Source organism: Borborobacter xinjiangensis, from assembly GCF_047739745.1.
In the GTDB taxonomy this organism is placed as follows: Bacteria; Pseudomonadota; Alphaproteobacteria; order Rhizobiales; family Rhizobiaceae; genus Pseudaminobacter.
Window position 1 is genome coordinate 26,587 of sequence record NZ_JBLLVA010000006.1, and the last position, 19,155, is coordinate 45,741.

15 protein-coding genes are annotated in these 19,155 nt (G+C 61.3%); 1 reads left to right on the plus strand and 14 read right to left on the minus strand.

Annotated features, from left to right (window positions below):
* From ACLKMW_RS09125 to ACLKMW_RS09135, 3 genes are read right to left on the minus strand one after another with little or no spacing between them, the layout of a single operon-like run.
* Positions 1-951: a CoA transferase subunit A gene (locus ACLKMW_RS09125; protein WP_415724139.1), complete on the minus strand. Its 951-nt coding sequence runs from the start codon at positions 949-951 to the stop codon at positions 1-3.
* Positions 952-984: 33 nt separating this feature from the next.
* Positions 985-3,093, minus strand: a complete 2,109-nt coding sequence (locus ACLKMW_RS09130) for a hydantoinase/oxoprolinase family protein (protein WP_415724140.1) — start codon at positions 3,091-3,093, stop codon at positions 985-987.
* A gap of 29 nt (positions 3,094-3,122) precedes the next feature.
* A complete protein-coding gene (locus tag ACLKMW_RS09135; protein ID WP_415724141.1) occupies positions 3,123-4,910 on the minus strand; it encodes a hydantoinase B/oxoprolinase family protein in 1,788 nt (595 codons plus the stop codon).
* A gap of 362 nt (positions 4,911-5,272) precedes the next feature.
* Between ACLKMW_RS09135 and ACLKMW_RS09140 the strand changes: the two genes are divergently transcribed.
* Positions 5,273-6,424, plus strand: coding sequence for an ABC transporter substrate-binding protein (locus ACLKMW_RS09140; RefSeq protein WP_415724142.1), 1,152 nt, complete (start codon positions 5,273-5,275; stop codon positions 6,422-6,424).
* A gap of 58 nt (positions 6,425-6,482) precedes the next feature.
* On the opposite strand, the gene ACLKMW_RS09145 is transcribed toward ACLKMW_RS09140, so the two are convergent.
* The 11 genes from ACLKMW_RS09145 to ACLKMW_RS09195 all read right to left on the minus strand — a co-directional run bounded on the left by ACLKMW_RS09145 (position 6,483) and on the right by ACLKMW_RS09195 (position 19,127).
* A complete protein-coding gene (locus ACLKMW_RS09145) occupies positions 6,483-7,682 on the minus strand; it encodes a xanthine dehydrogenase family Fe-S subunit (RefSeq protein WP_415724143.1) in 1,200 nt (399 codons plus the stop codon).
* On the minus strand, positions 7,679-8,512 hold the full coding sequence (locus ACLKMW_RS09150) for an FAD binding domain-containing protein (protein WP_415724144.1): 834 nt from the start codon (positions 8,510-8,512) through the stop codon (positions 7,679-7,681). The genes ACLKMW_RS09145 and ACLKMW_RS09150 overlap by 4 nt, the downstream gene beginning before the upstream one ends.
* On the minus strand, positions 8,509-10,860 hold the full coding sequence (locus ACLKMW_RS09155; RefSeq protein WP_415724145.1) for a xanthine dehydrogenase family protein molybdopterin-binding subunit: 2,352 nt from the start codon (positions 10,858-10,860) through the stop codon (positions 8,509-8,511). Before ACLKMW_RS09155 ends, ACLKMW_RS09150 begins: the two co-directional genes overlap by 4 nt.
* Before the next feature lie 37 nt (positions 10,861-10,897).
* Complete coding sequence (locus tag ACLKMW_RS09160) at positions 10,898-12,127, minus strand: diaminopropionate ammonia-lyase (protein WP_415724146.1); 1,230 nt, start codon at positions 12,125-12,127, stop codon at positions 10,898-10,900.
* A 120-nt stretch (positions 12,128-12,247) separates the two neighbouring features.
* Positions 12,248-13,279: a zinc-binding dehydrogenase gene (locus ACLKMW_RS09165; protein ID WP_415724147.1), complete on the minus strand. Its 1,032-nt coding sequence runs from the start codon at positions 13,277-13,279 to the stop codon at positions 12,248-12,250.
* Positions 13,280-13,329: 50 nt separating this feature from the next.
* Positions 13,330-14,157, minus strand: coding sequence for a putative hydro-lyase (locus tag ACLKMW_RS09170; protein ID WP_415724148.1), 828 nt, complete (start codon positions 14,155-14,157; stop codon positions 13,330-13,332).
* A gap of 285 nt (positions 14,158-14,442) precedes the next feature.
* Complete coding sequence (locus ACLKMW_RS09175; RefSeq protein WP_415724149.1) at positions 14,443-15,168, minus strand: ABC transporter ATP-binding protein; 726 nt, start codon at positions 15,166-15,168, stop codon at positions 14,443-14,445.
* On the minus strand, positions 15,161-15,955 hold the full coding sequence (locus ACLKMW_RS09180; protein WP_415724287.1) for an ABC transporter ATP-binding protein: 795 nt from the start codon (positions 15,953-15,955) through the stop codon (positions 15,161-15,163). Before ACLKMW_RS09180 ends, ACLKMW_RS09175 begins: the two co-directional genes overlap by 8 nt.
* Before the next feature lie 2 nt (positions 15,956-15,957).
* On the minus strand, positions 15,958-17,004 hold the full coding sequence (locus ACLKMW_RS09185) for a branched-chain amino acid ABC transporter permease (protein WP_415724150.1): 1,047 nt from the start codon (positions 17,002-17,004) through the stop codon (positions 15,958-15,960).
* Positions 17,001-17,873 carry a branched-chain amino acid ABC transporter permease gene (locus ACLKMW_RS09190; protein WP_415724151.1) on the minus strand — a complete coding sequence of 291 codons (873 nt, stop codon included), beginning with the start codon at positions 17,871-17,873 and terminating at the stop codon, positions 17,001-17,003. Before ACLKMW_RS09190 ends, ACLKMW_RS09185 begins: the two co-directional genes overlap by 4 nt.
* A 102-nt stretch (positions 17,874-17,975) precedes the next feature.
* Positions 17,976-19,127 carry an ABC transporter substrate-binding protein gene (locus tag ACLKMW_RS09195; RefSeq protein WP_415724152.1) on the minus strand — a complete coding sequence of 384 codons (1,152 nt, stop codon included), beginning with the start codon at positions 19,125-19,127 and terminating at the stop codon, positions 17,976-17,978.
* Positions 19,128-19,155 lie beyond the last annotated feature (28 nt).

Genomic DNA, 19,155 nt, shown 5'->3' on the forward strand with positions numbered 1-19,155 from the left:
CTATGCCTTGCCGCCAAGACCGAGCTTGTGGACGAACTCGGTCCAGTCCTTCGGCTCGAAAACATGCTCGCGCATATGGTCGAGTGCGGCGTCGACACCGCCGCTGCGCGTCAGGTCGGCGTAGGCACCCATATACTTGTAGTCAGGATCATAATGGCCGGCGCATTCATGCGGAGCCGCACCGAACGGGCATTCGACGACCGCGTCGACCGCCATGAACGGAATCCTGGTGTGATCCGGCGCGGCCCTTATCTCGTCGTTGGAGACGATCTTTTCGGTCGTCAGGATCACGCGGTCGGCGGCCATGGCGATGTCGGCGTCCATGAAGGGCAGACCATCATATTGCGCGTTGCCATAAGCGTCCGCCCGCTGCACATGGATTAGCGCGACATTGGGGTTCAGCGCCGGCAGCAGCATCACCTCGTCGCCCGAATAGGGGCAGTGCATCGTCTCGACGGTGCTGCGCAGCGCCGCCGGCATGCTCGATCCCATCATCACCCTTGTGGGAATGAACGGCAGCCCCATGGCGCCGGCCCTGTACATCATGCCGAGGCTCATATGGCTCCATTCCTCGTAGATGACCTTGCCGTTCTCGACATAGTCGCGCATCACCCGCGACAGGCCCCAGATGATGCCCTGGCTGAACCAGCTCGTCATGTATTTATCGACGCAGCCGCCGGCGAGCAGGAAATCACCCTCGGTCGAGGTGATGCTGCGGGAAATGGTGAGATGGCGCTTTTGCTGCCTCACCAGCTCCCAGATCAGCGCGAAGGGCGTGCGCGAAAAAGTGTTGCCGCCGATCGCCACATGATCGTGTTCGTTGATCGTCGCCACCGCCTCCGAAAGGCTCATGACCTTTTCGCGCAAGCCGCGATCGCGCTTTGACAAGCGCTGGCGCAGGTCGAGATATGGCACCGAAGAGGGTGGAAGCGGCTGAGTGCCGGGCGTCATTTGTCAGTCTCCGTTGCGAGGCCTTGCACGGCACTATTCCAGGGTGATGATGATGTTGTTCTTGGCATCGAGCCGCGCCGTTCCATTCGGCGGGATGACGCAGGTCGTGTCGTATTCCTCAACGATGCACGGCCCCTTGCGCGGCTCGGTCAGCGCCGAACGCGGGACGATCGCGGTATCGAGCCAGCCATGCTCACGGCCGAAATAGGCCTTGCGCGGCGGCTGCTCGGATTTGAGATCACCGCCATGGGTCTGCGGCTTGCCCGGCTTGGCCGAACCGGGGCGCGCGGCAAGGCCGGCGACCTGGATATTGATCACCTGAACGGGCTCTTCCAGCGAGGCGCGGTGGCCATAGGTCCTTTCGTGCTCGGCGCCGAAGGCTTCCTCGATTGCAGCCAGCGTATCTCCAGTCAGCGGGCCGTCGGGAAGCGCGATGTTCATCTCGAAGGTCTGGCCCTTGTAGCGCATATTGGCAAAACGCTTGAGCTGCATCTCATGTTCGGCAAAGCCATCGAGGCGAAGCTGATTACGTGCCTTGTCCTCCAGCTGCGCCCAGCTTTGCAGCCAGGCATCGGGCTCGATGTCGCGCAGCAGCCGGCGCACTGTCTCCACGTAATAGTGCTCGACATCCGCATGAAGCAGGCCATAAGCCGAGAACAATCCAGCCGAAGGCGGCACCAATATTGTCTTGATACCGAGTTCGTTTGCCATGCCGGCGGCAAACAGCGCGCCGTTGCCGCCGAGGGCGAACAGGGTGAACGAGCGCGGGTCACGGCCGCGTTCGGAAGAAACCGCCTTGATGGCGCGGATCATGTTGGAAATGGCGATCTGCCGCGCGCCATAGGCAGCCGTCGTCACATCGACGCCCAGCGGTTTGGCCAGCATACGGTCGAAATGCTCGCGCGCGCGCTCCGCATTGAGCTTCAGTTCGCCGCTGACGAGATAGCCCGGATTGATGTAGCCGAGGATCACATTGGCATCGGTGACAGTCGGGCGGTCGCCGCCCCGGTCGTAGCACACCGGGCCGGGATTGGCGCCGGCGCTTTCCGGTCCGATCTGCATCGACCCGCCGGCATCGATCCAGACGATCGAGCCGCCCCCCGCGCCGACTTCGGCGACGTCGATCGCCGGGACCGCCAGCAGATAGCCGCCCCCGGTGAGCAGGCGCGAGGAGATCATGATGCCGCCGCCAACTGAATATTGCTGCGACAGGACGAATTCGCCCTTTTCGGCGACCGATGCCTTGGCGGTGGTGCCGCCCATATCGAAGCTGATGATATCCGGATAGCCACTTTCGGCGGCATGGCGCACCGCACCGACGACGCCTGCGGCCGGGCCGGACTCGACGATGTTGACCGGCTTTAGCGAAGCTTCTTCCGCGGTCGTAAGACCGCCATTGGATTGCATCAGCAGGATCGGCGCCTTCATGCCTTCGCCCCGCAGCGTATCGCCAAGGTTCTGCAGATAGGAGGCGACGATAGGCATGATGTAGGTGTTGACGACGGTCGTGGAGGTCCGCTCGTACTCCTTCATCTGCGGCAACACTTCCGAACTGATGCTGTAAGGCAGGCCGGGAGCCAGTTCGCGAATGACCTCGGCGACCAAACGTTCATGGACCGGATTAGTATAGGAATTCAGTAGGCATACGGCGATGCCTTCGACCTTCTCTTCAAGCAGACGCCGGACAACCGCTTCCACCTCGGCGCGGGCCAGCGGCGTGGTGACCTCGCCTTTCGCGTCCACCCGCTCATCGACCGTAAGCCGCAAGTAACGCTCCACCAGCGGGGCCGGCTTGTCCCAATGTAGATCGTAGAGCTTGGGCATGCGCAGGTTGCGGATTTCCAGAATGTCGCGAAATCCCTTTGTGGCGATCAGCCCGATGCGCGCGCCCTTCAGTTCAAGGATGGTGTTTGAACCGACGGTGGTGCCATGCAGGAATTCGCTGATGCGATCTATGCTTAGTCCAGCCGGCTCAAGCGCTCCCGCAAGGCCTTCGGTGATTGCCCTGGCGTAGTTGTCGGCGGTCGACGACACCTTCTTGGTGAAGGTCTCACCCTTTTCATTGACCACGACAAGATCGGTAAAGGTTCCGCCGATATCGATGCCCACGCGGCATCCGGCCGGTCTAGGTCTGTCCAACATATCGCTCTTCCTGAAAATCGGTTTCGGCCTCAATGGCCCCAGTTCACGAATTCGACCGCGCCGCCGCGCGCCGCGCTCATCGCTGCGCGCAGCCGCAGCGTTGCCGATTGATCGACTGCGAGAGCCCCGTCCTCGAGGACGACGCCATAGTCCTCCCGCGCGGCGTTGCGGCTGACGATTTCATCGCGGACATCCTTCAGAACCGCCGCCGGGTCGCGTTCGAGCGGATTTCCCCAGCCGCCACCGCCCGGAAGCACGTAGCGGAATTCGTCACCTTCGTTGACGTTGATCGTCACCTTCGAGCCAATCGAACCGTTGGTCGTATGCGGATTGAGGCTGACGGAACCGGGCTGGCCGGCCTTGCCGCCATAGAGTCCGTAGGGACGCGTAGTCTGGCGATCGGCGCGGATCTGCAGGATCGCGCCGGGCACCTTCACGCGGTAATCGCGGTAGAACGGCGCGCCGCCGCGGAATTTACCAGCGCCGCAGCGATCCTGCGCGAATTCGTAGGCCAGTATTTCGATCGGATGCTCGGATTCGATCTGCTCGACGGACTGCGAGGCCATATTGACGAAGATGTTCGAGATGCCGTCGATGCCGTCAGCCCATGGCCGGCCACCCCAGGTGCCACAGGAAAAATCGACATAGACGAAGCGCTGGCCGTTCGGGTCGAAGCCCGCGACGGTCACGCCGACATTGCCGCCGTCGGACGCCGCAAAAACCCGGTCCGGCACCATTTTGGCGAGCGCGCCAAACGCACAATCGACCATGCGGAAACCAGTGAGCGCGCGCGCCGCGCAAGCTCCGGGCATGGCGACATTGGCGATGGTTCCCTCCGGTGCAATGGTCTTGATGATGCGGAAGACGCCGTCATTGTTGGGAATTCCGCCCGGCAGGATTGAGCGAAGCGCAGTGTATGACGCGGCTTCTGTGACCGAAAGCGTGCAGTTGATGGCGCCCCTCACCTGCGGCGCGCTGCCGGTCCAGTCGAACTCGACCGTTTCGCCCTGCTTTCTCACGGTGACGAAAAGACGTATCGGCACGCCGATATCCATGCCGTCGTCGTCGATCCAGTCTTCGAAGGAATATTCGCCGTCCGGCAGTTCACCCACGGCAGCGCGGGCCAGTCGCTCGGTATAGTTGGTGATCTCGCTCATGTAATGGCGCGAGGCGGCAAGGCCGTAGCGGGCGGTTAGCGCCAACACCTTGCGCTGGGCGATCTCACAGGCGGCAAGCTGCGCGCGAAGGTCGCCGAGGAGTTGGACCGGCAAGCGCACGTTGGTTCTGATCAGGGTCCACAACGCCTCATCATGCTTGCCGGAATCGATCAGCTTCAGCGGCGGGATGCGCAAGCCTTCTTGGAAGATCTCGGTGGAATTGACCGAGTTCGAGCCGGGAACGTGGCCGCCCACATCGACATGATGAGCCGTGGTCGCGGCAAACGCGATGAGTTCCTTGCCGGAGAAGATCGGCTTGAGAATGAAGATATCCGGCAGATGCATACCGCCTTCGAACGGATCGTTCAGGACGAAGACGTCACCGTCGTGGATGTCGCCCCGGAACTTTTTCATCACCGCCTGGAGGGCGGTACGGATGGAACCGAGATGCACCGGCAATGTCAGGCCCTGGGCGACCAGGCGGCCCTCCGCATCGGCAATGCCGGTGGAGAAATCCATGTTGTCGCGCAGCACGCCGGAATAGGTCGTGCGGCAGATTGTGACGGCCATTTCGTCGGCGATGGAAAACAGCTCGTTCTTGAAGAGCTCGAAATTGATGAACTCGTCGCCTTCCGGCTGGATTACGGACAGAGCCGTCATTTCAGAACTCCTCACCTGTGTCGCGTTTCCTAAGTAAGTATTCTTTTACATCGGCGATTGTCAATGCCCCTTGAACCGTTCGACGTGCGAATTTCTGACCCGGAACCGCGACGGGAAATAAGGGATACCGATTGCGCCGGAGGCGCTGCGGAGCGCATCTGGAACCAGCAAATGCTTGACAGTGAATTTTGTAAGTATTCTATTACTTACGCGGCGTAAACCGCCGCGGCGTCACTGGAAGCGGAAACGATCCTAACTGAACTCCCTGTACGCCCTGGCCAGGGCGTTACCGGAAGAGTGTGATTTGTTGCCCGAACTCCAGCCGTTTCCATCACCATAAAAACAAAAATGGGAGTGAATGCATGAAGAATCGCAAAACACTGATCGCCTCGGCCTTGGCGCTGGCGCTTTCAATGTCGGCAGCCTATGCGGATACAATCAAGATCGGCGTGAACCAGCCGCTCACCGGGGCCGTCGCCGCTTCCGGCAATTATGTGAGCAACGGTGCGAAAATCGCCGCCGACCAGATCAACGCCAAGGGCGGCGTTCTCGGACAGCAGATTGAACTGATCATCGAAGACAACAAGAGCAACCCCACCGAAGCCGCTGCGGTGGCCGAAAAGCTGATCGTGCGCGACGAGGTCGTGGCCATGATGGGCGCATGGGGCTCCACCCACACGCTTTCGGTCATGCCCAAGCTGCTGGAATATGAAGTGCCGATGGTGGTGGAGACCTCCTCATCCGACAAGATCACCACTTCGGGCAATCCCTGGATCTTCCGCATAGCTCCCACCAGCAAGATGCTTGCCGGCTCGTTCGCGCCCTTTGTCGAGAAATTCGGGATAAAGAAGGCGGCGTTCCTTGCCGTCAACAATGATTGGGGCCACAGCAACACCAACGCCTATTCCGACATGCTGGCCGAACATGGCGTCTCCACCGAACTGCGCGAGACCATGGATGCGGCGGCGGTCGATGTTTCCGCGCAGCTTGCCAAGATCAAGGCGTCAGATGCCGACACCTTGCTGGTTACCACCGAGATCGAACAGCTCACGCTGATCTTCAAGCAGGCCCAGGCGCTGAAGCTGCCGCAGCGAATCATCGCCACCACCACCTCCTCGACACCCGATCAGGCGATCGAACATGCCGGCTCGGCGGCTGACAATGCCTATTTCACGGTGCTGTTCGCTCCATGGTTTCCGGAAATGGCTCCGAACCCCGATGTGGCGCGCGCCTTTGCCGAAGAGTGGGAAAAACGCGACTATGTTTTTGCCGGCCGCATCGAAGGCCAACGCGGCTACGACGCCATCCTGACGATCGCCGCGGCGATTGAAAAGGCCGGAAAGCCCGAGCCCGAGGCCATTCGCAATGCACTTTGGGAAATCGAGGTGAAAGGCGTCAACAGCAATGTGAGATTCTACAAGGAAGGGCCGGAAGGCCAGGAAAGCGGTCAGAATGCCGCGAATATTTTCGTGGTTCAGGTCAAGGGCGGCAAGGTCGTCAAACCGGAATTCTGAGTAGAAACCGCGCGAGCCGTGGCAAAGCGGCTCGCGCGAAAGCTCCGCGCCGCACTTATCAGCGCGAAAACAGCTTCCGCCTGATCTCGCCGAGCCAGGATTTCACCGCGATTGCGAGACTTCCGGCAAGCCGCAATTCGCTTGCCTCTCGAGGCTCCGGATCGCCCGCCTCCGGTGACAGCGACCGCCGCAGGTTCTCTGTGAACTGCGCCGTGATCGCCCCGATGAAATGGGTGACGATGCCTGCTCGCGCAAATTGGCCGAGTGCGCCGGAAAGCGCGTATTTCACATCCAGATCAACGCGCGTGGCCGCACCACCGTGCTCTTCATGCAGGGCGTAGCTGAGCTCACCCTGTGCCAATGAGGCGCTGCGCTCATCGCGCCCTGCGCCATGGATTACGCCGGTCATGGTCCGGTCGTCGCGCTGCTGGTTGGCAACGCCCGCGAATTGCGCGCCGATCGGCCCCATCTTGATGCGCATATTGACCTGATAGTTCCCCTCCTCCGTCTCGCCGACCAGTGCGGCGCCTGGGATGCAGCGGATCATCGCCGGCACATTGCCGAATTGGCGCCAGATCACATCCTGCGGGTGGTCGATGACGAAGGACTGCTTGACTGATGGAGCCGACGCTCCGATCTTGCCCGGCGTGGCCAATTGCGCCTTGGTAGCGGAGGATGCGGTCGCCGGCTGGGGCGGCGAAATTACTGGTTTGGCGGTCGTTTCGTCGGCCGCGCCATGCCCGCACCCAGCCGGACCAAGGCCCACCGAGCGTGGTGGGGCGACCACACCATTTGCCTGTCGGGCCACAATGACGGACCGCACCGCCTTGACGATTCCCGAATAGCCGGTGCAGCGGCACAGATTGCCGGCAAGCTCCTGCCTTATGCGCTGCTCGTCGGCATCGCCCAGCCGCTCGACGATGTCGCGCGCCATGATCAGCATGCCTGGCGTGCAAAAGCCGCATTGCAGCGCATGATGCGCATTGAAGGCCTGCCGCAGCTCGATCATCAGCGGATCTTCGTCGAAATCCTCGATGGTGCGCACCTCGGCACCGCCGCAGCCGGTGGCATTGCTGATGCAGGAACGCACCGGCACACCGTCGACAATGACGGTGCAGGCGCCGCAGACACCCTGCTCGCAGCCGAGATGCGTGCCGGTCAGGTGCAAATTCTCGCGAAGCAGATCGGCGAGACTGGTTCGCGGCTCGACCGCCTGCGTGACCGAAGCACCGTTGACGGTGAGGCGAAGGCTGTTCATTGCATCACCTGTCGCAGGGCGCGTGCAAAGGCGTTGCCATGCATGGCGTTCTTGATCGGGTCGTTCGAAACACGCAGGCCGGCCACATGCTCTCTGCCTCTTTCAAGCGCTTCCTCGACTGCGGCCGACGCCGTGGCGGCGGGCATGAACGCGTTGATATCTCCCACGATGAGCGGACTTGAATCCGTCGCTCCGATAACACCCCTGCAGATGCGCAGTTCCGGATCGACAACGACTGCTGCCATAGCCTCGGCGAATTCGCCGACCTTGCGGCAGAACTTGAAATAGCCAAACCGCGCCTTTTGCGAGAATTTGCGGATACGGATTCCAACCAGGAACTCGGCATCGTCCAACGCCACCCCGAACGGCGTTGTCATGAAGCCTGCGAGTTCTGTGCGGCGCTCGCCCTTTTCGGTGGCGACGATCAATTCGGCGCCGAGCGCAGTCAAGGTCGTCATCCAGTCCGCCGCCGGATCGGCATGCACCAGGCTGCCACCGATCGTTCCGCGATTGCGCACCGCGCGATAGGCGATGCCGCCGGCAACCGATCTCAGGAAACCGTTGGCGGCGTCCGGCAGGCGGCCATCCTCGAATGAAGCGTGTGTGATGCAGGCGCCATAGACGATCGCGTCGGGCTCCTCGCGAAAGCGGGTCAGTTCCGGAATCGCCGTAACGTCAATCAGTTGATTGGGCTGCGCCAGCCGAAGATTGAGCATCGGTCCGAGCGACTGGCCGCCGGCCACGATCTTGGCGCCGCTATTGTCTTTCAGAAGCCGCACCGCCGCGGCCACCGTCGCGGGCCGGCTGTAGCTGAACTCGACCGGCTTCATGACGGCGAGACCCCGGCCGCCCTCGCGGCAGCGATCACGGCAAGCAGCCGGTGCGGCGTCACCGGCGTCGTGGTCACTTCGGCGTCCAGGGGGCGCAGCGCATCGTTGATGGCATTGGCGATCGCTGCAGGCGGCGCGATCGCCCCGCCCTCCCCTAGTCCCTTGACGCCATGCGCCGTGAAAGGCGACGGCGTTTCCATGTGAATGATCCGGATGTCCGGCACCTCGCAGGGGCCCGGAATGATGTAGTCGACAAAGGTGGAGGCCAGAGGCTGGCCGTCCTCATTGTAGGGGGACTCCTCATAAAGCGCAGTGCCGATGCCTTGCGCCACGCCGCCGATGATCTGGCCATCGACGATCAGCGGATTGACCAGCACGCCGCCATCCTCGACCACGACGTAATCGAGGATGTCCACCGATCCGAATTCCGGATCGACCGCAACGGTGACCGCATGGGTGGCATAGCTGAACGTACCGCTATCGACCTGCGGCTTGTAGCCGGCGGTCACTTCAAGCCCCTCATGCGCGACGCCGGCAGGCAATGTTTCAGGCTGCTTGTACCAGGCATGCGCGACCTCGGCCAAGGTAACGCTGCCGCCCGCACTCGATATAAGCCCGTCCACGATCTTCACCTGATCCGGCGAGGTCTGGAGCAGATGCGCGCCGATCGCCTTCGCCCGTTCGGCGATGATCTGGCATGCCTTGGAAACCGCACCGCCCGCCATCACCATCGATCGCGAGCCCCAGGTGCCGGTCGAATAGGGTGTCAGCGCGGTGTCGCCATGCACCAGACTGACCTTTTCCGGATCGATGCCGAGAATTTCGGTGGCGAGCTGCGCCATCGAGGTTTCCATGCCCTGCCCGTGAGAGTGGACGCCGATGCGCAGTTCAAGTCCGCCGTCGGGGGTTACCCGCGCCGTCGCCTGCTCGAAGCCGGGGACCATTGGAATGCCCCAGCCGGCATAGACGGACGTGCCGTGTGCCGCCTGTTCGCAATAGGTGGCGAAACCCACGCCAAACAGCTTGCCATCGTCGCGCTCTTCCCGGCTGCGCAGGGCAGGCAGATCGATCGCCTCTACGGCCTTGCGCACGCTTTCGGGATAATCGCCGCTGTCAAACAGCTTGCCGGTGATGTTGGTGAACGGCATCTGCTCGGGCCGCACCAGATTGGCGAGCCGCACCTCGTATGGTTCGCGGCCGGCTTCGCGCGCTATCGCATCGATGATCAGCTCGATGGCAAAGCACACGCCGGTGCGGGCCACGCCCCGATAAGGCGTGAAGGGCGGCTTGTTGGTGGCGACCGAGAGCGTTCGGCAGGCGTAGTAGGGCATCAGATAGGGGCCTGGCAGGATGCTGGCGATCTGCGCCGATTCCAGACAGGCCGAGAACGGCCAGACCGAATAGGCGCCGACATCGACGGCAACATCCGCCTCGATGCCCAGCAGCCGGCCTTGAGTATCAGCATAGCCGGTGATCCTGTAGTGATGTTCGCGCGTATTGGCGGCCGCAACCAGATGCTCGCGCCGATCCTCCAGCCAGCGGAACGGACGCTTGCGGGTCATGGCCAGCCAGGCGATGCAAACTTCCTCCGGCTGCAGAATACATTTGAAGCCGAACGCGCCGCCGACATCGGGCGCAATCACGTGCACCTGACGCTCCTCGAGACCGAGGCATTCGGCAAGACCGGTGCGCATCATGTGCGGCATTTGCGTGGACGTGTAGACGACAAGCTGGTCCAGGCGGGAATCCCACCAGGCAACAGTGCCCTTGCCTTCCAGCGGCACCATGCATTGGCGGCTCAGGCGGATTTCACGTTCGACCTTGATCGGAGCCTTGTCGAGAACGGCGCGGTCGCCTTTCTCAATTCTGGTCTCCAGATAGATGTTATCGGACCAGCTTTCGTGAACGCGCACCGCGCCCTCTTCCTGAGCGCTGGTCGAATTGGCCAGCACCGGTAGCGTCTCGATCTCGACATTCAGCCGGGCAACCATGTCCTCGGCCAGAGCGCGTGTATCGGCCACGCACATGGCAACCAGTTCGCCGGCAAAGCGCACTTTGCCCTCGGCCAATGGTGGTTGGCTCGATGGCTTGAAGCCTGGGAGACCGGAGACGGCACGGATCGGCTTGACGCCGGTCAGGTCGGCTGCCGTGAATACGCGGTCACGGCAGTCCTCAGGGACTTCGACAGAAAGAATCCTGCCATGCGCGATCGGGCTGCGGAAAAACGCGACGTCCTGAAGGCCGGGCATGGGGATGTCGCCCACGAACAGCCCCCGGCCGCGCATCAGCCGCTCGTCTTCCTTGCGCGGAAGCCGCGCGCCGATGCCGCGCTTTTCCGTTTCAGTCATGCTCACCCCACACTGGCAGCGGCCGCCTCACCGAAGCCTATGCCGCCTCATGCTCTGTCAGCGCCAACTTGCGATATTGTTCGGGATCAGTGGCGCCCTCGCAGTTTATGACGAGCACTCTCGCCCGCTCGTCAAGGCCGAACAGCCGGCGTGCATTGTTGTCGTCGCAGATGGCGAGCACTCCGGCGAGGCCCGCGCCTCCGGTCTCGCCGGCAACGATCGACGGGTCCTCATCCTTTGGCCGGGCCAGAAGGCGCATCGCTGCAATCGCGGCATCGTCGCTGATGCGCAGGAACCCGAACGCACCAGATTCGATCGTCGGCCAAGCGAGATGCGAAACGGCCGCGCAGGACAATCCGCCCATGATGGTTTCAAGGTCGCCGTCCACGACCATCGACTTTTCGGCAATCGCGCTGGCAAAGACGCAATCGGCAGTAATTGGCTCGACGATGATGAATTTCGGCGAACGCTCGCCCAGAATTTGGTGCAGCGACGAGATCATTGCCGCAGCCAGGCCGCCACAGCCGGCCGTCAGCATCATGTGGGTCGGCAGGTCGTCGCCGAGCTGCGAAACAAATTCCCGAGCCATGACCGAATATCCGGTCATGCAAAGAGCGGGAATCTTGGTGTAATGCGGGGTGGCGGAATCCGAGATCATCATCGCGCCGGGCGTGGTCCGGGCGTCATTTTCCGCCGCCTCATAAGCCTCGTCATAGATGCCGTCGATCCGGACGACCTCCGCGCCTTCATTGCGCAGAGCCCGCTCGCGGCCTGCACTCACGCCAGATGGAATATAGATACGCGCATGGCAGCCCATGCGCCGCGCCGCACTTGCGACCGAGAAACCATGATTGCCGTCGGTGGCGCAGACCAGCGCGATGTCGCTGAGGTTTTCGCGATATCTGCCTTGGAGCAGGTCGAGATCGGCAATTTCGCGGCCAAGTCGCTTGCTCAGCAGGTCGGAGACTTCGCTGACGCTGGCAAATACCGCGCCGAGTGCCTTGAAGCTCGCCAGACCGAGCCGCCGCCCCTCGTCCTTGCAGTAAAGGGCGCCCAACCCGAGAAACCTGGCGGTGCCCGGCAGGCTATGGAGCGGCGTCACCTGATAGTCCGGCCAGGACGATATTCGGGCATAGGCCTTCTTCGAATCCTCAGCGGTGAAGCCGCTGAGCTCGGCCAGTCGTGCCGACTGAACGTTCAGCCGTTCATTGAGCATCGCCGCGCCTTCGAACCGGCCGCCTAGTTCCAGAATTTGCTTCTCAGGCATGTTTCCTCCCTCAGGGCATGCCGGCATGCCCTTGTCGCAAGCGGAGCGGCGTGGTCGAAATCACGCCCGCCGCCCCATCCTTTTCGATGTTGCCGGGCTATTTGCGGCCCGGCTTCAACCTTAGTGCTCCGGCTCGAGAACGATCTTGCCGAACACGGTCCGGGCTTCGGCCATGCGATGAGCCTCGGCGGCATCCTTCAACGGCAGCTTGGCGCCGATGATCGGGCGGAGCTTCTTGGCCTCAAGCAGCTTCACGATGGTCGCCAGCTCGTTCATCGTTCCATGGTTGGAGCCGATGATGGACAACTGCTTGTGCCAGACATGGGCGACGTTCATGCTGACGCGATAGCCGGACGATGCCCCGCAGGTGACCAGCCGGCCGAAGCGGGTGAGACTCATGACACTGTCTTCCCAGACATCGGCGCCGATATGTTCGAAGACCACGTCGACGCCGCGCTTGCCGGTCAGGTTGCGCACTTCCTCGCGGAAGTTCTGCTTCTTGTAGTTGATCATGTGGTCGGCGCCGAGCTCGAGGCCCTTCTCGCACTTCTCGTCGGTGCTGGCCGTGCCGATGACCCTGAGGCCGTGAAGCTTGGCGATCTGAAGTGCGGCAAGGCCGATGCCGCTACCGACCGCATGGATAAGAATATCCTCGCCTGCGCGGATGTTGGCGCGCGCCAGCTTGTGCCAGGCAGTCAGAAAGGTGATGTTGGTCGCGGCGCATTCGGCGAAGTCGAGACCCTTGTAGAGCGGCACCAGATTTTGCGAGCGCACCGTGCAATATTGCGCATAACCGCCCCAAAGCGCCGAGCCGTAATATTTGTAGTTCAAGCAGACATTCGGCTCGCCCCGGCGGCAGGATTCGCAGTGGCCGCAGCCGACAGTCGCATAGACAACGACCGGATCTCCGACCTTCACATTCGTCACTTCCGAGCCGATCTCGGCCACTTCGCCGGCAATGTCGCCGCCCGGAATGTGCGGGAAGCGCAGGTTCGGGCGGTAGTCGCCCTTGCGCCCGATAATATCGAACCAGTTGACCGAGGTCGCGCGCACCTTGACGAGCACATCGGTGCGACCCAGGGGAATGGTGTCGACGTCTTCATACTTCAAGACGTCCGGCGAACCATATTCGTGATAAAGAGCTGCCTTCACTTAAATAACCTCCACTTGGAAACTTGATACGCCAGTTGCGATGCCGCGGCTCAGATCGCAGCTACCGCCTCGGCGAGCTTGTCGGTGATGAACAGGTGTCCGATCTTGTGCGTGATCATGAAGTCGATTTTGGACGCCAGCGCGACGGCCTGCGGCGTGCCGCCACAACCCCAGAACACCGGCACGTCGTCTTCAGCCATCTCGAACACGCCAGTATCGAAATCGGTCTTGTTGAGATCGACGCCGATCAGAGACGGATCGCCGATATGGACAGGCGCGCCGTGCGTCGCCGGAAAGCGTGATGTGACCTGCACCGCCCGCACGAGCTGGTGGCGCTTGACCGGTCGCATCGAGACAACCATCGGGCCGGCGAAGCGGCCCGCCGGAACGCAGGGAACGTTGGTCGTGTAAACGGAAACGATCTTGTTTTCGTCCTGATGGCGAAGCGGGATTCCGGCATTGAGCAAACCCTGCTCGAATGAATAGCTGCAGCCGATCAGAAAACCGACGAGATCATCGCGCCAGTAATGGGTGATATCGGTCGGCTGGTCGACCAGTTCGCCTTCCTTATAGACGCTGTAGCGCGGCAGATCGGTGCGCAGATCACCCTTGGCCCATTGCGTGATCATCGGGCTGCCGGGGTCGGTCACTTCGACGATTGGACATGGCTGCGGATTGCGCTGGCAGAAGATCAGGAACTCAAGCGCGACTTCCTTGGGCAGGATGATCAGATTGGCCTGAGCATAGCCGCGCGCTAGACCCTCGGTGCCACCGCTCCAGCGACCCTCACGAAAAATCGCCCTCAACTCCTGGGGCGACAGGCCCTCGAGTTCCTGCTTCGTGACCGTATCGGCCTTTATCTTCGATACCACCGTCATGATTATTCCCTCTGGCAGTCCTCTGTTTCACTGGTTAAGTAATAAACTACTTACTTATAATTTGAGCGTCAACCCCGCCGCCGATTGGTTTGAGAAAAAAGATCGGCAAGGACGGTTGTGGCTCAATTGTTTTTCGCGACTGCCCTCACCTGCGTAGGAAGGGGAACAGGACGTAAGTCATTGTCCGGCTTGAGCTCTGGCGCCAACAAGACCACCTCTGGCAACGGTTCTCCGGTGCCAGCTATGCAGATGGGATAGATATTTGCCGGCTAAGTTTTTCGTCTGCTAGGCGGCTTCGTCCTCGCCTTCGACGCCGAGATAGGCGTGGCGCACATGCGGATTCTGAATCAATTCCTCGCTACTGCCGTGGAGCGTCACATGACCGGTTTCCAGAAGATACGAGCGATCGCACATTTCCAGCGCGGCATAGGCGTTCTGCTCGACCATCAGAACGGTTGTGCCTTGCCCGTTGATCTCCATGATATAGTCAAATGTCTTTTGCACATTGTTGGGTGCGAGGCCGAGTGACGGTTCGTCGAACAGGACGAGCTTGGGCCGCGACATCAGTGCACGTCCGATCGCCAGCATCTGCTGCTCGCCGCCCGAAAGCGTTCCTCCGGCCTGGTTGCGCCGTTCTCCAAGCACGGGAAAGCGGTCGAACACCGCATCCATGTCATCGGCCATCTGCTTCCAGTCGGTACGGCGATAGCAGCCGATTTCGAGATTTTCCTGGACGGTCATGTAGGGGAAGATCTTGCGTCCTTCCGGGCAGTGGGCGATGCCCATTTCCAGAATGCGACGGGGCGAGGCATTGGTGATGTCTTCCCCGAGGAACGTTATGCGCCCGCTGATCGGCGGCAACAGGCCCGAAATGGCCTTCAGCGTCGTGCTCTTGCCCGCGCCATTCGCTCCGATCAAGGTAACGAATTCGCCCTGCTTAACCTGCAGCGAAACCTTGTGCAGGACATTGACGCTGCCGTAGCGACATTCGATATCTTCGACTTCAAGCATTTTTCTGAGGTCCATGTCCGAGGTAGGCGCTCACCACTTCCGGATTGTTCTGGATTTCCGCAGGTGGACCATCGGCTATGATCTTGCCGTGGTTGAGGACGACGACGCGATCGGAAACGCCCATCACCATGCGCATATTGTGTTCGACGAGCAGGATGGTGATTCCGCGCTCGCCGATCTTCTTCAACAATTTGCGAAAGCTCAGGGCCTCGGTCGGGTTCATGCCGCAGGCCGGTTCATCCAGCAAAAGCAGCGACGGCTTGGCGGCGAGCGCGACGGCGATCTCAAGCAGCCTTTGCTCGCCATAAGGCAGGGACCCGCCGAGTTCGTCGGACCTGTGGTTCAGGCCGACGAAATCGAGAATCTCGCGGGCCTCCTGGCGCAACTGCCTTTCCCTGCGGCGGATCTTCGGCAGGTTGAGCAGCGTCTCCCAGGTCGGAGCTGCACCGGCTTTGTGCAAGCCGATCATGACATTGTCGAGCACCGTATCGTTGCCGAAGACGCTGGTCTTCTGAAACGTGCGCACCAGCCCCGCATCGGCGATCTGATGGGGCTTTAGCCCGTTCAGGCGGCGTCCGTTGTAGATGACCTCGCCGCCGGTCGCGGCAAGGAAACCGGAAATGACGTTGAACGCCGTGGTCTTGCCGGCCCCGTTCGGGCCGATCAGGCTGACGACCTCGCCTTGATTGACAGAGAAGGTTGCGTCCGAAATGGCAACCAGCCCACCGAAGTGAACGGCAAGATTATTGACGGCAAGCACCGGCGCGGCTTGGGTGTGAGCGTGCATGTTCATCCCTTCTGTTCCGACACGCGACTATCGAGGGCGGGTTGGGCACCGGCAGCACTGTCCTGCTGCTTGTTGGCCCACCATTTCTTCACCGCCGGAACGATGCCTTGCGGAAGGAAGAAGACGATCAGGATCATCAGCGCGCCGTAGAGGATCCACTGCACTTCCGGCAGCGTGTGGCCGCGCAGGAATTCTGGCAAGAGACCGAAGATGACGCCGCCGACGATCGGGCCCGCCAAAGTGCCCTTGCCGCCCGATATGACCATGATGACCATGGTGACGGTGTATATGAACAGGAACACGTCCGGATCGACGATGCGGACATAATGCGCGTAGAGCCCGCCTGCCCCGCCGGCGATTGCCGCCGAAACGATGGCCGCCATGACCAGATAGCGCGTCACGTCGACGCCGACGGATTTGGCCAGGGGTTCATTTTCGCGCAACGCAATCATCGCCCGCCCAAGCCGCGATTGCACGATACGCTGGATGAGCAGGAAGGCAAACACGGCGACCGCAAGCACGATGTAGTAGACGGCCACCTTGCGCTGCAGCGGACCATCATCGAGCCACGGAATGCTAAAGGCCATCGACGGGATATTGTTCAGCGCCATCGGGCCCTCGGTCAGGTCGACCCAGTTCAGCGCAATGAGACGCACCACTTCGGCGAAGCTTATGGTGACTATCACGAAATAGGCGCCGCGCACCCGAAACGACAGCTTGCCGACGAACCAGCCGCAAAGCCCGGCCAGGGCGACGGCGCACAAGAGACCGAACCACACCGGTTTCGGCTCGAACACGAAAGTGTAGCTGTCGGTGAGTTGCAGATCGAAGCCAAGCGTGACCAGCGCGCTGGTATAGGCACCGATGCCGAAGAAGGCGACATGGCCGAGATTGAGCTGGCCGGTAAAACCCAGCAGCAGGTTGAGGCTCATCGCACCGATGGTGAAAACGCCCATCATGATGAGTACGTGGAAAACGTATTGATCGCTGAGGATCAAGGGCAGGCAGGCGAGAAGCGCCACGAAGAGCCATTGCAAGGTCGTGGTCATCCGATACGCTCCGATCTGGCAAACAAGCCGGTAGGTTTGACCATCAGCACGAGAATGATGACCAGGAAGCCCATCGCATCACGGTAGCCCGACGAGACGTAGCCGGCGCCGAATTCCTCGACGAGGGCGAGGATGAAACCGCCGATAGCCGCACCCTTCATGTTGCCGAGGCCGCCCAAAATGACGATCGCGAACGCCTTCAGCACGGCAAGATTGCCCATCGACGGCATGACGATGAAAATAGGGCCAAGCAGTGCGCCAGCCGCCGCCGCAAGGCCGGAGCCAAGTGCGAAAGTGGCAAGATAAATAACGTTGATGTTGATACCCATCAGTGCGGCGGTATCGCGGTCCTGGAATGTGGCCCGCATTGCCTTGCCAAGCCGCGTGCGCTGGATCAGCATCTGCGCTCCCACGATCAGCACGACGGCGACGACGAAGACGAAGACGCGCGACCACGCCACGGAAACGACCCCGAGCGAAAGTGGCTCGGCCGGGAACGGTGTGGGAATGGTCTTGGCTATCCCGGTCCATGCCAACTGCTCGACATTCTGCATGATGATCCAGACGCCGATCATCACGAGCATGGTGGTGTCGATGTCGGCACCCCGAAGCTTGCCGAGCAGCGTAAATTCGATGACGGCGCCAAGCAGGACGCCGAGTACGATGGCGATGACGATCGCCAGCAAAAAATTCACGCCAAGAACGACGGAGAACAAGTAAACCATGTAGGCGCCGAAGGTGTAGAGTTCGCCATGGGCGAAGTTCACCACACGCATGATGCCGAAAATGAATGTCAGGCCTATCCCGAGGAGGGCATAGGTAGACCCTAATACCGCGGCATTGACGAGATGCTGTAATAGCTGTTCCAAGCTGAAACTTCCCTGTCGAGTCTTGGCGTGAAGGTTGAGGGCGCAGCCTCCGGAGTTCCGCTGGAACTCCGAAGCGATGCCGCGCCCGCTACCGGAACCCGGCTACAGCTTCGGTAGCACCAGGCTGCCGTCCTTGACTTCGATGACGTAGACGTTGGGGGAGTTCTGGCCGCTTTCGCTGCCTTCCACGCCCACCTTCTCGAACTTGATGTTTCCGTTCACGCCCTTGACGTCGACCTGCCACAGGGCGTCCCGGATCGCCTCCGGCTCGGCCTTGCCGGCCTTCTCGATCGCGGCGGTAATCGCCGTCATAGCGTCGTAGCCGCGGAAACCATCGGACAGGCCGGACTTGTCATAGCCATGGCTGTTCCAGGCGTCGATGTAGGCCTTGGCAACGTCGGGATTGGTGGCGGCCTCGGGGAACCAGGGCGCGAAAAACAGAAGGTGGAAGCTGCCTTCCGCAGCCGTGCCAAGCTGCTCGGCCAGGCGGTCCGGGAACTGCGATCCGCCAGTGGTGATGATGCGGCGCTTGAGCCCCTGCGCCTGCGCCTGCTTGAGCACCAGGCTGAGCTGCTCGAAGCCCGTGGTCACGAAAAGCGTATCGCCGTCCGACGCCTTAAGCTTGGCGAGCTGGGCCGAGATGTCCTGCGCTGCCGGGTCCATGGTCTCGACCATTCCGGTCTCGATGCCCTGGTCTTTCAGCATCTTGCCGAATTCGACCGAAGCGCCCAGGCCCCAATCGTTGTTGACCACGAGGAAGTCCGCTTTCTTGATGCCGAACTTGGCAGCCAGCGGCGCAAACGCCTTGGCTTCCATTTCCGAAGTCGGCGCCAGGCGGAACACCCAGGGGTTGCCTGCACTGGTGATCTTGCTCGAAGAAGCCGTCTCGACCACCATCGGCACGCCATATTCTTCGAGTTTCGGCATGACCGCCAGGGTGAACGTGGAGCCCCAGGCGCCCATCATGGCCACGACCTTGTCGCGCGTGATGAGTTTTTCGGCCGCAGCCGCGGCCTCGCTCGGATTGCTCTTGTTGTCTTCGATAACCAGTTCAACCTGCTCCCCCAGCAGGCCGCCCTTGGCGTTGATCGCTTCAATCGCCAGCTTGGCGCCATCGGTGATGAAATTGCCAGATGCTGCGACGGATCCGGTCAGCGGCTGGTTGATTCCGATCTTGATCGGGTCGGCTAACGCGGTGCTTGCTGAGAGCGCCAGAGCCAGCGCCACGAGTGATGATTTTATCAGTTTGGCCACTTACTTACTCCTCCCTAGAGTGCCTAAG

Excerpts from the sequence above, each read along its gene's own strand:
- ACLKMW_RS09125 (WP_415724139.1), bottom strand. The coding sequence starts at position 951 with ATGACGCCCGGCACTCAGCCGCTTCCACCCTCTTCGGTGCCATATCTC.
- ACLKMW_RS09130 (WP_415724140.1), bottom strand. The coding sequence starts at position 3,093 with ATGTTGGACAGACCTAGACCGGCCGGATGCCGCGTGGGCATCGATATC.
- ACLKMW_RS09135 (WP_415724141.1), bottom strand. The coding sequence starts at position 4,910 with ATGACGGCTCTGTCCGTAATCCAGCCGGAAGGCGACGAGTTCATCAAT.
- ACLKMW_RS09140 (WP_415724142.1), top strand. The coding sequence starts at position 5,273 with ATGAAGAATCGCAAAACACTGATCGCCTCGGCCTTGGCGCTGGCGCTT.
- ACLKMW_RS09145 (WP_415724143.1), bottom strand. The coding sequence starts at position 7,682 with ATGAACAGCCTTCGCCTCACCGTCAACGGTGCTTCGGTCACGCAGGCG.
- ACLKMW_RS09150 (WP_415724144.1), bottom strand. The coding sequence starts at position 8,512 with ATGAAGCCGGTCGAGTTCAGCTACAGCCGGCCCGCGACGGTGGCCGCG.
- ACLKMW_RS09155 (WP_415724145.1), bottom strand. The coding sequence starts at position 10,860 with ATGACTGAAACGGAAAAGCGCGGCATCGGCGCGCGGCTTCCGCGCAAG.
- ACLKMW_RS09160 (WP_415724146.1), bottom strand. The coding sequence starts at position 12,127 with ATGCCTGAGAAGCAAATTCTGGAACTAGGCGGCCGGTTCGAAGGCGCG.
- ACLKMW_RS09170 (WP_415724148.1), bottom strand. The coding sequence starts at position 14,157 with ATGACGGTGGTATCGAAGATAAAGGCCGATACGGTCACGAAGCAGGAA.
- ACLKMW_RS09175 (WP_415724149.1), bottom strand. The coding sequence starts at position 15,168 with ATGCTTGAAGTCGAAGATATCGAATGTCGCTACGGCAGCGTCAATGTC.
- ACLKMW_RS09180 (WP_415724287.1), bottom strand. The coding sequence starts at position 15,955 with ATGCACGCTCACACCCAAGCCGCGCCGGTGCTTGCCGTCAATAATCTT.
- ACLKMW_RS09185 (WP_415724150.1), bottom strand. The coding sequence starts at position 17,004 with ATGACCACGACCTTGCAATGGCTCTTCGTGGCGCTTCTCGCCTGCCTG.